Origin of the sequence: Methylobacterium currus, assembly GCF_003058325.1 — a bacterium.
Lineage (GTDB): Bacteria > Pseudomonadota > Alphaproteobacteria > Rhizobiales > Beijerinckiaceae > Methylobacterium > Methylobacterium currus.
Window position 1 is genome coordinate 3,368,939 of the sequence record NZ_CP028843.1, and the last position, 12,887, is coordinate 3,381,825.

General features: G+C 71.5%; 9 protein-coding genes and 1 pseudogene. 1 reads left to right on the plus strand and 9 read right to left on the minus strand.

Going from position 1 to position 12,887, the window contains the following annotated elements; translation table 11 throughout:
• Positions 1 to 3: 3 nt before the first annotated feature.
• The 9 genes and pseudogenes from DA075_RS15780 to rimP form a co-directional block, all read right to left on the minus strand.
• A complete protein-coding gene (locus tag DA075_RS15780) occupies positions 4 to 1,524 on the minus strand; it encodes an ABC transporter substrate-binding protein (protein WP_099954040.1) in 1,521 nt (506 codons plus the stop codon).
• Between the two features lie 125 nt (positions 1,525 to 1,649).
• Entirely contained in the window at positions 1,650 to 2,561 is a 912-nt protein-coding gene (locus DA075_RS15785) for a LysR family transcriptional regulator (protein WP_099956619.1), read from the minus strand.
• Positions 2,562 to 2,671: 110 nt separating this feature from the next.
• Entirely contained in the window at positions 2,672 to 3,112 is a 441-nt protein-coding gene (locus tag DA075_RS15790; RefSeq protein WP_232388117.1) for an acyl-CoA thioesterase, read from the minus strand.
• Positions 3,113 to 3,131: 19 nt separating this feature from the next.
• Positions 3,132 to 4,154, minus strand: a complete 1,023-nt coding sequence (gene truB, locus DA075_RS15795) for a tRNA pseudouridine(55) synthase TruB (RefSeq protein ID WP_099956621.1) — start codon at positions 4,152 to 4,154, stop codon at positions 3,132 to 3,134.
• Positions 4,155 to 4,278: 124 nt separating this feature from the next.
• On the minus strand, positions 4,279 to 4,689 hold the full coding sequence (rbfA, locus tag DA075_RS15800) for a 30S ribosome-binding factor RbfA (protein WP_099954041.1): 411 nt from the start codon (positions 4,687 to 4,689) through the stop codon (positions 4,279 to 4,281).
• A 170-nt stretch (positions 4,690 to 4,859) separates the two neighbouring features.
• On the minus strand, positions 4,860 to 7,871 hold the full coding sequence (infB, locus tag DA075_RS15805; protein WP_099954042.1) for a translation initiation factor IF-2: 3,012 nt from the start codon (positions 7,869 to 7,871) through the stop codon (positions 4,860 to 4,862).
• A 114-nt stretch (positions 7,872 to 7,985) separates the two neighbouring features.
• Positions 7,986 to 8,777, minus strand: a complete 792-nt coding sequence (locus tag DA075_RS15810) for an RNA-binding protein (protein WP_244936143.1) — start codon at positions 8,775 to 8,777, stop codon at positions 7,986 to 7,988.
• 17 nt (positions 8,778 to 8,794) lie between these two features.
• A complete protein-coding gene (gene nusA, locus DA075_RS15815; protein ID WP_099954043.1) occupies positions 8,795 to 10,492 on the minus strand; it encodes a transcription termination factor NusA in 1,698 nt (565 codons plus the stop codon).
• 68 nt (positions 10,493 to 10,560) lie between these two features.
• Positions 10,561 to 11,157 (minus strand): annotated as a pseudogene (rimP, locus tag DA075_RS15820) (ribosome maturation factor RimP); the annotation flags it as partial.
• A 399-nt stretch (positions 11,158 to 11,556) separates the two neighbouring features.
• Here rimP and DA075_RS15825 point away from each other — a divergent pair.
• Positions 11,557 to 12,759 carry an alpha/beta hydrolase family protein gene (locus DA075_RS15825; RefSeq protein ID WP_099954045.1) on the plus strand — a complete coding sequence of 401 codons (1,203 nt, stop codon included), beginning with the start codon at positions 11,557 to 11,559 and terminating at the stop codon, positions 12,757 to 12,759.
• The last annotated feature ends 128 nt before the right edge of the window (positions 12,760 to 12,887 follow it).

The following is a 12,887-nucleotide window of genomic DNA, read 5'->3' on the forward strand; positions in this document are numbered from 1 at the left end:
GCCTCACTCCGTCCAGCGCACGTCCGTCAGGTCGTTCGAGGGCACCGGCTCGTTCTTCCAGAACCCCGTGAGCTTCGCTTTCCACACGCTGAGCTTCGGCAGCACGAACAGGAACAGGGCCGGCACGTCGTCGGCGAGGATCTGTTGCGCGTCGCCGTAGAGCTTGAGCCGCGTCGCCTCGTCGGTCGCCTGCGCGGCCTGCGTCACCACCGTGTTGAAGGCCGGGTTCTTGTAGCCGAAATAATACGGGTCGTTGGAGTAGATGGCGATGTCCAGCGGCTCGGCATGGGCGATGACCGTCATGTCGAAGCTGCGGTCGCGCATCACCTCCTGCACCCACTTCGCCGGGAACTCGGTCGGCACGATAGTCATCGTGACGCCGACCTCGGCGAACATCGCCTGCAGGATCTCGGCGGTGCGGGTGGCGTAGGCCATCTGCGGCGACTTGAAGGTGAAGGTCAGGCCCTTGGCGTAGCCGGCTTCCGCCAGGAGCGCCTTCGCCTTCGCCGGGTCGTAGGCGTAGACCCCCGTCAGGTCCCTGTAGCCCGGGTCGTTGGGCGTGTAATGGCTGCCGATCGGCGCGCCGTAGCCCGAATAGGCGCCCTCGATCAGGAGCTTGCGGTCGACCGCCATCATCAGCGCCTGGCGCACGCGCTTGTCGGCGAAGGGCTTGCCCGCATTGTTCATGCCGGCCACGACCTTCATCTCGGTCAGGCCCGGCTCCGCCGTGAACGCCTTGTCCTTCTGGAAGGCGGCGTAGAGTTCGGGCGCCGGCAGCAGCGGGAAGGCGTCGACGTCGCCGGCGCGGAGCGCCGCGGCGGCGGCTTGCGGATCGCCGATGAAGCGGAACGTCACCTTGTCGAGATGGACCTTGCGGGCCGCGTCCCAATGGTCGGGGCTGCGGGTCAGCTCGACCCGGTCGCCCTTGCGCCAGGTGGCGAAGCGGAACGGTCCGGTCCCGACCGGATTGCTTTTCAGCCCGTCGCGCGACTTCGGCTCGACCATCACCGCCGCCGGCAGGCCGAGCCAGAACAGCAGATTGCCGGAGGGCTTCGAGAGGGTCAGGACCAGGGTGGCGGGGTCCGGCGCCTTGACGTCGGCGATGACAGCGTAGAGCGCCTTCTGCGGGTTGACCGAGCCCGGTGCCCGGATCGCATCGAGGGCGAACTTCGCCGTCTCGGCGTTGAACGCTTCGCCGTTGTGGAACGTCACCCCGGTCTGGAGCGCGAAGGTGTAGGTCAGGCCGTCGGGCGAGACGGTCCAGCTCTTCGCCAGCTGCGGCTGCACCTTGCCGTCGCGGTCGACCCGGGTCAGGCCCTCGAACACGTTCTGCCACACCACCTGGCCGATCACCGTCGGCGCGGCGCTGGTCGGGTCGAGGCCCGGAGGCTCCACCGGCATGCCGAGGACGAGGTCGGTGCGCGGGGCGGCCAGGGCATCACCGGCGAATCCCGGCAGCGCGAGCGCCGCGAGAAGGGCGCCCGTCAGCAGGCAACGACGGGATGAACGCGTGCGTGAGACCATGGAACCCCTCGATCGGCGTTGGGAGCGGCCGCCTCTCCCGCGCGGCCTTGTTGGTTCCGCTAGGAGATCAGGATTTTCGGTGTGGCCGCAACAGCGATCTGGTGCGCACCCCGTAGCCGAAACCGCTACACCTCGGCCTCTGCCCGAAAATCCGGCATGTGCTGCTCCAGAACCGCCACCAGCTTGGCGGCCGCGAAGGAGAGCGGCCGGTCCTTCAGGTGCGACAGGTCGAGATGGGTGCGGATGCGCAGCTCCCGGAAGGGCCGTGCCACCAGCGTTCCCGCCGCCTCGTCGCGGCGCACGGTGAAGGGCGGCAGGACCAGAACGGCCCGGCCGCTTCGGGCGAGCTCGAGCTGGATCTCGAGGGCGCTGGTGGTGAAGACCGGATCGAGGGAGGGCAGGCCCGCCTCCCGCATCTGCGCGTCGAGGGCCTGGCGCACCCCGAAGGCCGCATCCGGCACCGCCACCGGATGGGCCAGGAGGTCGCGCGGGCCGACCTGCAGGCGGTCGGCGAGGGGATGACCGGGCGCCATCACGGCGGCGTGGTCGACCGGCACGCGGCAGCGCACGAAGGTCTCGGTCCGCGGCGGCGTGAACAGGGTGACGGCGAGGTCCGCCTCCCCGTCGGCGAGCGCCTGCACCGTGCGCCCGACGCTCGCCACCACGACCTCGAAGCGGATATCCGGGTAGCTCGCGGAAAACTCCGCCAGCGCCGGCACCAGCAGGCCGGAGGCCGCCGCCCCGCTGGCATAGACCGTGACCCGCCCGGCCCGCAGGCCCTTGAGGTCGTCGATCAGGGTGCGGACGTGGTCGAGCTCGCGCAAGGAGCGGGCCGAGCGGGCGGCCAAAAGCTCGCCGGCGGCGGTGAGCCGGATCCCGGTCGGGTCGCGCTCCACCAGCGGCGCGCCGAAATGGTATTCGAGGTTCTCGATCTGCCGGCTGATCGCGGTCGGCGCGATGCCGAGCTTCTCCGCCGCCCGCCGCATCGACCCGTGCCGGGCGAGCTCGTTGAAGTAGATCAGGGCCCGCAGCTGCACGGCACGCACCATCCTGGCGGTCGCGGCCGTCGCAGCGGCCTGCCGTGGGAGGGATTACGGTGCGGCGGGGCCGGCGTCCACGCCTCCCTTACGCGCGCCCCGCGGGGTCTTCAGCCCGCCTCGACGACCAGCCGCTCCGCCACCGCGCCGGCCGCCCCGAGCGCCACCGGCCGCCGCGTCTCCTTCGACAGCAGCACGCAGACCGATTCCGCCTCGCCCGCCACCGTGTCGCCGGTGAGGATGCGGTGGCGGAAACCGAGCGAGGTGCGTCCCGCCCGGGCGAGCCAGGTCGCGGTGCGGATCCGGCCCGGATAGTGCAGCTCGGCCCGGTAATCGATGACGAAGCGGGCGATGACGAAGAAGGTGTCGGAGGTGAGCAGCGGGGTCAGGTGACTGGCGAAAAACTGCACCCGGCCGCTCTCGCAGAAGGCGGCGAAGACCGCGTTGTTGACGTGGCCGTTGGCGTCGGTGTCGCGGTAGCGCAGGACGTCCTCGCTCCACAGCACCCGCGGATCGGCCATAAGTCCGCCCGCCATCGGCCCGTCGGTCATCGCCCTCTGCCCTCCTGGTTCAGCCGTTGCGCGGGGCGGTGCCGCCGAGATGGAACACCCGGTGCGGCACCAGCTCGCCCCGCTCGACGTCGCCGACCGCCACGAGCACGCCGCCGCAGGTCGCGTAGGCCTTGCCCTCTGTCGGTGCGTCGCGGCCGCGCAGGATCACCGGCTGGCCGCGCATCAACCGCATCGCCATGTCGCGGGAGACCGGCACGTGCGGCACGGCGTCGAGCGCCGTCTCGACCGGGCGGAGCAGAGCGGCGTTGGCCTCGGCCTCGGCGGCTTCGAGCGCCCCGATGGTGCAGGACTGGTCCTCGGCGAAGGGGCCGACGCGGGTGCGGCGCAGGGCCGAGACGTGGCCGTAGCAGCCGAGCGCCCGGCCGAGGTCGCGGGCGATGGCGCGCACATAGGTGCCCTTGCCGCACTCGGCCTCGATCACGGTACGCTCAGGGGTGTGGGCGACGATCGCCAGACGGTCGATCTGCACCGGGCGGGCGACGAGTTCCACCACCTCGCCGTCGCGGGCGAGGTCGTAGGCGCGCTCGCCCTGGATCTTGATCGCCGAGTAGCGCGGCGGCACCTGCTCGATCGCGCCGACGAAGCGCGGCAGCATCGCCTCGACCTGCTCCTGGGTCGGGCGGTCGTCGGAGGTCGCGACCGGACGCCCTTCCGCGTCGTCGGTGTCCGTCTCGACGCCCCAGGTGACCGAGAAGACGTAGGCCTTGCGCCCGTCCATCACGAAGGGAACGGTCTTGGTCGCCTCGCCCAGCGCGATCGGCAGGATGCCGGAGGCGAGCGGGTCGAGGGTGCCGGCGTGGCCGGCCTTCTTGGCGTTGAGGGCGCGCTTGACCGCCGCGACCGCGTGGGTCGAGGTCATGCCGACGCCCTTGTCGAGGATCACCCAGCCGCTGATCTCGCGGCGCTTGGGCCGGTCGCCCGGCGGGCGGCCGCGGCCGCGGGGCCGATCCTGCCGGGGGGCGCCGTCACGCGCAGGGCGGGTCGCCTGCGGCGCGGGCTCTGCGGGCTGATCCTCGTGCATCGTCATCCTGTGTCCGTTCTCGAACGGCGGTCGCCGCGGGACGTGCCGCCCGCGTTGGTCCTTGCCGATCCTGTAGGGTGTCAAGTCTTTGAGCCGGGCGCGGGTTCGGCGCGCCGGGCGGATCTCACTCCTCGGTGTCCGGCTCCTCGGACCCGAGGTCGCGCTGGACCTTGTCGCTGCGTAGGAGCGCGTCGATGCGCGCCGCCTCGTCGAAGGTCTCGTCGCGGCGGAAGCGCAGGTCGGGGGCGAATTTCAGCGTCACCCGGCGGGCCACCTCCTGGCGCAGCACCTTCTTGTTGCGCTCCAGCGCCTCGATCACCGGGCGCTCGTCCTGGCCGCCGAGCGGCATGACGTAGGCGGTGGCGAGCTTGAGGTCCGGCGACATCCGGACCTCCGGCACGGTGATCACGTGCTGGCTCAGTACCGGGTCCTGGATGTCGCCGCGGCTCAGCACCTCGGCGAGGGCGTGCCGCACGAGTTCGGCCACGCGCTGCTGGCGCTGCGAGGGGCCTGCGGATTCCTGGGGTTTACGCACGATCGTCTCTCCGGGCTCGGACCGGGCCGCGGGGCGGCCAACTGGCCGTAAGGGCCCTCGCGGCTGTCATCTTATGAACCGACGAGCCCGGGACGCTGGCGTCCCGGGCTCGCGGTATCCTGAGTGACCGCCGCCATGACGGCGGACGGCCGATGGCAGCGGAGTTCGCGTCAGAGCGTGCGACGCTCTTCGTGCACGATGTAGCACTCGATCACGTCGCGCGGACGCATGTCCTGGTAGTTCTCGAAGGCCATGCCGCATTCCTGACCCGCCGCCACTTCCTTGGCGTCGTCCTTGAAGCGCTTGAGCTGCGAGAGCTTGCCCTCGTGCACCACCACGTTGTCGCGGATGAGGCGGACATGGGCGCCGCGCTCGACGCGACCGTCCTCGACCCGGCAACCGGCGATCTTGCCCACCTTCGAGACGTTGAAGATCTCGAGGATGCGCGCCTCGCCCAGGCGCTCCTCGCGGAGCGTCGGCGGGAGCAGGCCCGACATCGCCGCCTTCACGTCATCCACGAGGTCGTAGATGATGTTGTAGTAGCGGATCTCGACGCCCGCCCGCTCGGCGGCCTCGCGGGCCTCCTTGTGGGCGCGGACGTTGAAGCCGACCACGACCGCACCCGAGGCCTGGGCCAGGGTGATGTCCGACTCGGTAATGCCGCCGACACCCGTGTGCAGGATGCGGGCCGCCACCTCGTCGTTGCCGAGCTTCTCGAGCGAGCCGGCGATGGCCTCGACCGAGCCCTGCACGTCGCCCTTGATGACGAGCGGGAACTCCTTGCGGCCGGCGCCCTCCTTGAGGTCGCGCATCATGTCCATCAGCGTCCGGCCGGCACCGGTGCCGGCGGCCGCCGCGCGCTCGCGCTTCACGCGGGCACGGTACTCGGTGACCTCGCGGGCCCGGGCCTCGTTCTCGACCACCGCGACGCGGTCGCCCGCCTCCGGCGTGCCGTTGAAGCCCAGAACCTCGACGGGGACCGACGGACCCGCCTCCTTGGTGTTGCGGCCGGTATCGTCGACGAGGGCGCGCACGCGGCCCCACTCGGCGCCCGCCACGATGATGTCGCCGGTATGCAGAGTGCCGCGCTCGACGAGCACCGTCGCCACCGGGCCGCGGCCGCGGTCGAGCTTGGCCTCGATCACGGTGCCCTCGGCCGAGCGCTCCGAATTGGCGCGCAGGTCCAGGATCTCGGCCTGGAGGGCGAGGCCCTCCAGCAGCTCGTCGAGGCCTTCCTTGGTCTTGGCCGAGACCTCGAACTCGAGGGTCTCGCCGCCCATCGACTCGACCTGGATGTCGTGCTGCAGCAGCTCGGTGCGGACCCGCTGCGGGTTCGCGTCGGGCTTGTCGATCTTGTTGATCGCCACGATCAGCGGCACCTCGGCCGCCTTGGCGTGGGCGATCGCCTCGATCGTCTGCGGCATGACGCCGTCATCGGCCGCCACCACCAGCACCACGATGTCCGTCACCTTGGCGCCGCGGGCGCGCATGGAGGTGAAGGCGGCGTGGCCGGGAGTGTCGATGAAGGTGATCTTGCCGCCGGACGGCGAGGTCACCTGGTAGGCGCCGATATGCTGCGTGATGCCGCCCGCCTCGCCAGAGACGACGTTGGCGTTGCGGATCGCGTCGAGCAGCGAGGTCTTGCCGTGGTCGACGTGGCCCATGATGGTCACGACCGGCGGGCGCGGCTGGGTGTCCTCGTCGGTATCGGGCTCGTCGAACAGGCCCTCCTCGACGTCCGACTCCGCGACGCGGCGCACGGTGTGGCCGAGTTCCTCGGCGATGAGCTGGGCCGAATCCGAGTCGATCACGTCGGTGATCTTGTGGATCTGGCCCTGCTTCATCAGCATGCGGATGACGTCGACCGCCCGCTCGCTCATCCGGTTGGCGAGCTCCTGTATGGTGATCGTCTCCGGGATGACCACCTCGCGGGCCAGCTTCTCCTTCTGCTCCACCTGGCGGTGGCCGGTCAGGCGCTGGTTGCGGCGGCGGAACGAGGCCAGAGACCGCGTGCGCTCGTCCTCGCCCGAGGTCGCCGTCGCGATGGTCAGGCGGCCGCGGTTGCGGTCGCCGCCGGGGGATTTCGGCGTCTTGGGCGGGGTGATGACCTTGAGCGGCATGCCGGGACGGCGGATGACCCGCTTGGTCTCGGCCTCCTCCTCCGCCGCGGCCGGACGGCCGGTGGCGGGACGCGCCGTCGCGGCGGCGCCCGTCGCGGGCTTGGCCGCCGTCGCAGCCTTGGCGGCCGTCGGCTGCTCGGGCTTGGCGGGTTCGGGCTCCGGCTTCGGCGCCGGGCGGGCCATGAAGTTCAGGTCGCGTGGCTTGCGGGCATCGGCCGTCAGCGTGCGGCGCGGCTCGGCCGGCGCGCTCGGACGGGTGATCCCGGCGCTCGGGGTCGCCGGACGGGTGCCGGCGGGAGCCGCCGGCCGTGCACCGGTCGGGGCGCCCGGACGGGCACCGGCAGCCGCGGGGCGGGCCCCTGCGGCGGCGGGACGAGCGCCCGCGGCGGCAGGACGGGCACCGGCCGGAGCGGCCGGGCGGGCAGCGGCCGGGGTCGCCGGGCGCGGGGCGGCAGGAGCCGCCGCGACCGGAGCAGCCGCCGGCGCCTCGGGGGCGGCCGGAGCGGGCGCCGCGCGGGCCGCCGCATCCTCCTGGGCGCGGCGCTCGGCCTCCTCGGCGGCACGGCGCTTGCGCGCGTCCTCCTGGCGGCGACGCTCCTCTTCCTCGCGCTTGCGGGCCTCGGCGGCCTCGCGCTCGCGGACCTCGGCAGCCTCGCGCTCGGCGCGGCGCTGCGCCTCCTCGGCGGCGCGGCGGCGCTCCTCCTCCTCGCGACGCTTGGCGTCGACGAGGGCGGCCATGCGGGCGCTCTGCTCCTGATCGCTCAGGGTGCGCAGCACCACGCCGGAGCGCGCGGCGCCCGGGCGATCCTGGCGCGCTGCGCCTGGGCGGCCGCCCTGCCCCTGGGGAGCGGAGCGCGCCTGGCTCGGCGCGGATTCCTTCGGCGCAGCCGGGGCCGGCGCGCCGCCGGGGCGACGTTTCACCGTCTCGACCACGACCGACTTCGAGCGGCCATGGGAGAAGCTCTGGCGCACCGTGCCCTGCTCGATCGGACGCTTCATCGAAAGCGTCTTGGAGGGACCGGTATGCAACGTCTTGTCGCCCGGATTTTTCGTCTCACTCATTCAGTTCAGACCCTGGGGGTTCTCGTCCGTCCCGGGACCCGGCCTCCCGGTGGCCGCCTCCCATCGTGTTCCCGGGAGCGCACCCGCCAACCGGGCCGATCCCATTCGATTCGTTCAACCACCGGCCTCCGGGGGGCCGGTCCGCAGCGATGGTCCACCATCCTGGACAGCGTCCGGGAGCGCCGCGTCGGAGCCTGTCGGCTCCGTTCCGGCGCTTCCCGACGTCGCCGTCCCGCCGCGGAAGACGTGGAGCCGACGCCAACGCGCGAGCAAGCCGGCAGTGCCGGCTCCCGCGACGAGGGCAGCGTGTATCACATGATCCCGGCCCAAGGCCATGTCCAATTCTTCACCGGACAGGTCGTCGATCACCGGGATCCTCGATATGGCATCGCCGTAGCGCCTTCGCAATGCCTGGGCGAGCTTGCGGCGCCCATCCGGGCTCGCGTCGCTGGCATGGACCAGGGCCTTGACCCCGGTCGGGCTGTCCACTGCGCTCTCCACCTTGGTGAAGCCGGTGACGACGCAGCCGGCCTTGTTGGCGAGCGAGAAACCCTGCCGCAGGTCCTCGCGCAACCCCGCCTCGATCACATCGGCGAGATCGGGCGCCACATGGGCGTCCTTCTGCCGGAAGGCGCGCTGGAACAGGCGCTTCCTCACCGCCTCCTGCACCGCCGCCCGGGTCGCCGTGACCCAGGCGCCGCGGCCGGGGAGCCGGGCGCGCAGGTCCGGCACCACCTGGTTGTCGGGACCCAGCGCGAAGCGGATCATCCGCTCGGGGCTGCCCGCCTCGCGCGTGACCAGGCAGGTGCGCTCCGCATGGGCGCGGCCGCGCCCGGCGCCGGCGTCGAGGACGTCCGGCGGCAGCGGGTCCGCATCCTGGGGCTCATCCTGCATGGTCGTGCTCATCCGGCTTTCCGTCGGCCTCAGGTCGGCTGGCCCTCGGCGGTCGCGGCGGCGCCCTCCTCGACCGGCACGGTCTCGTGCTCCTCGCCCTCGTGCGACGGCTCGCCCTCGGCATGCTCGCCTTCCTCGCCCTCGGCCTCGTCACCCTCCGGCGCCTCCTCGGGCGGGGGCGCCTCGACCCAGCCGGCATGGACGCGGGCGGCCATGATCATCGCCTCGGCCTCGGCGCGGGAGAGCTCGAACCCGTCGAGGTAGCCGGCATGGCGCACCGCCTCGGGGCCGCGGCCTTCGGTGTAGCCGACGAGGTCGTCGGTGGCGCAGCCGGCGAGGTCCTCGACGGTCTTCACGTCGTTCTCGCCCAGCGCCACCATCATCGGGGTGGTGATGCCGTCGATCTCGCGCAGCTCGTCGGCGACGCCCAGCTCGATGCGGCGGGCGTCGTTCTCGGCCTCGATGCGGTTGAGGTAGTCGAGGGCGCGGGCCTGGATCTCGGCACCGGTCTCCTCGTCGAGGCCCTGGATGTTGGCGAGCTCCGCCGGCTCGACATAGGCGATCTCCTCGACCGAGCGGAAGCCTTCCGCGGCGAGGAGCTGGCCCACGGTCTCGTCGACGTCGAGGGCCTGCATGAAGGTGTTGGTGCGCTCGACGAACTCCTTCTGCCGGCGCTCCGATTCCTCGGCCTCGGTCAGGATGTCGATGTCCCAGCCGGTGAGCTGGGAGGCGAGCCGCACGTTCTGGCCGCGCCGGCCGATGGCGAGCGACAGCTGGTCGTCGGGCACCACCACCTCGATGCGGTCGGCCTCCTCGTCGAGCACCACCTTGACCACCTCGGCCGGCTGCAGCGCGTTGACGATGAAGGTCGCCTGGTCCTGCGACCACGGGATGATGTCGATCTTCTCGCCCTGCAGCTCGCCGACCACCGCCTGGACGCGGGAGCCGCGCATGCCCACGCAGGCGCCGACCGGGTCGATCGAGGAATCGCGCGAGATCACCGCGATCTTGGCGCGCGAGCCCGGATCGCGGGCGACCGCCTTCACCTCGACGATGCCGTCGTAGATCTCCGGCACTTCCTGGCCGAAGAGCTTGGCCATGAATTGCGGGTGCGAGCGCGAGAGGAAGATCTGCGGTCCGCGCACCTCGCGGCGGACGTCGAACAGGTAGGCGCGGATGCGGTCGCCGGGGCGGAAGGTCTCGCGCGGGATCGACTCGTCGCGGCGCACGATGCCCTCGCCGCGGCCGAGATCGACGATGACGTTGCCGTACTCGACGCGCTTGACCAGGCCGTTGACGACCTCGCCGATGCGGTCCTTGTACTCGTCGTACTGGCGGTCGCGCTCGGCGTCGCGGACCTTCTGGACGATCACCTGCTTGGCCGACTGGGCGGCGACGCGGCCGAAATCGAAGGGGGGCAGCGTGTCGGAGATCACGTCGCCGACCTGGGCGGCCGGGTTGTGGCGGCGGGCCGAGGGGAGGTCGATCTCGCGGGCGTCATTCTCGACCTCGTCCACCACCAGGAGGTGGCGCGACAGGCGCAGGGCCCCGGTGCGGGGATCGATCTCCGCATGCACGTCGGTCTCGGCGCCGTAGCGCGAGCGGGCGGCCTTGGCGATCGCCTCTTCCATGGCGCCGATCACGATGGCGCGGTCGATCACCTTCTCGCGGGCGACCGCCTCGGCGATCTGGAGGAGTTCGAGCCTGTTGGCGCTGACGACGGCCATCGGTTCAGTCCTTCCTGGTTGTCTCGTTCGTTACGGGTCTGGGGCGTTCAGCGGGTGACGGACGGGCTCGCGCCGTCGTCCTCGTCATCCTCCTCGTCGTCCTGCGGTGGGGCCGAGCCGCGCCTCAGGGATTCGCGCACCAGTGCGTCGGTGAGGACGAGGTGGGCCTCGCCGATGTCGCGTAGGGCCAAGTCGTAGGAGGACGGCAGGCCCTCCTTGGCGTCGGGCAGGTCGATGCGGACCGTCTCGCCCTCCGGCGCCCGGATGATGCCGCGGAAGCGCTTGCGGCCGTCCAGCGGCGTCGCCAGCTCGACCTTGGCCTCGTAGCCGGCCCAGCGGGCGAAGTCGCCCGCGCGCACCAGCGGCCGGTCGATCCCCGGCGAGGAGATCTCGAGGTAGTAGGCGCCGCCGATCGGGTCGTCGACGTCGAGGATCGGCGAGATCGTGCGGCTGACGGTCTCGCACTCGTCGACCGACATGGTGCCGTCCGGCCGCTCGGCCATGATCTGCACCGTGCAGCCGTTCTGGCTCGAGACCTTCACCCGCACGAGGCGGAAGCCGAGGCCCTCGATCGCGGGCTCGATGATCTGCGCCACGCGAGCGGCAATGCCGGTCTCGGTGATGAGGCGCTTCTCGGCCGGGTGTTGGTCTGGGGCGTCGGTCATGGGTGTCTGTGCCGCGGCGCGGTCCCCGCGAGAGGGGCCCTTGGAGGGGAGGCAATTTGGCGTTCGGCTCGCGCCCGGGGAGGCTTGCGGCAATAAAAAAGAGCGGGCCCCGGGGGGACCCACTCCCGCACCGCAGCCTCACCGGCCACGAACAGAACTGTTACGAAGCTAGATAATCCCGCAGGCGCCGGAACGCAAGGCGGCGGGCGGCAATCGGTCCGCCGGCGTCCTTCGGCCGCCGACGGCGGAAGGGGGGCCGACGGGCGATCCCCGCTTCGGATCCCGGCCACGGACCGCCCTTACTACGCCTTTCTTAAGGGAAGCGGTGCATTCTCCGGCTGCCGCTCGTCAGATGCGATCTTGCCTGCGCAGGAAACAATGATGCCAAAACTCCATCGTATGGTTGCGGTCCTCGCTGCCTTCCTCGGACTGACAATCCTCTGGGAGAGGAAGGTCGCGGCGGAGGAAACGAAGCCCGTCGAGGTCGCGACCGGCATCCGATACGAGTTCCTCGCGCGCTGGGACATCGACCGCCTGAATCGCATCCTCGTCACGGAGATGCCGGGTTTCAGCGGCCTCCCCGTAAGCTACAGCCCCGCCCGCAACGCGGTCCGCCTCTATCGGGTGACCTATCCGTCGGTGATCCCGGAGCGGGGCAACAGGCCCACGGTGGCGAGCGGCCTGATCGCCCTGCCCGACAACGCCGCGGCCGCCCTGCCGCTGGTCTCCTACCAGCACGGCACCGTCTACGGGAAAGAGGACGTGCCCTCCTTCCCCGAACAGTCGCACGAGACGCAAGCGATGATCGCCCAGTTCGCCGGCCAGGGCTACGCCTTGATCGGCGCCGACTATTTCGGCCTCGGCACCTCCACCGAGCCAGAGGGCTACATGGTCAAGGCCAGCCATCAGCAGGCCACGGTGGACATGCTGACGGCAGGCAAGGCGGTGCTCGCCGACCTGAAGCGGCGCCCGACCGGGCTTTTCCTGGCCGGCTGGTCGCAGGGCGGCTTCGTCACGATGGCGATGCTGGAGCGGCTCGAGGCGACCGGGATCCCGGTCGCCGCGGCGGCCACCGCGAGCGCGCCGGTGGACGTCTTCGTGCCGCTCAACGGCTACCTGAACTTCCCGCGCAAGATCGACGCGGCCTGGGTGAACAGCCTGTTCATCCTCTCGGCCTTCGCCTTCGAGAACTATTACGGCGTCCCGGGCCTCGCCCGCTCGGTCATCAAGGACGACGTCTACGACCTCGCCAAGGCCGCCTACGAGCGGACGGCCACGGACCTCGCCCGGATTCCGACCGACCTGCACGCCCTGATCCGGCCCGACTATTTCGATCCGCACTTTTTCGCCGCCTCCGCCTATGGCCGCCTGGTGGCGCAGACGCAGGCCTATCGCTGGGTGATCCGCACCCCGGTGCGCAACTTCTACGGTGAGACCGACGAGGCGATCACCCCCGGCCTGGGACAGCTGGCAGCGACCTACCAGCGGGCGATCGGCAACACGCAGGTCGAGGCGGTCTCGACCGGCGACACGACCCATCGCGGCACCTTCGCCCGGTCGTTGCCCCAGTGGAAGGCGTGGTTCGACGCCCTCGCGCGGTGACGGAGGGGATGGGCGGCGAAGGAGCGCCCGTCCGTTGCACCGACAGCCAACCGCCTGACCGGCGCCTCGACCATCCGGCCCCGGCCCCGGCCCCGGCCCCGGCCCCGGCCTGTCGACGCGCCGAGGCG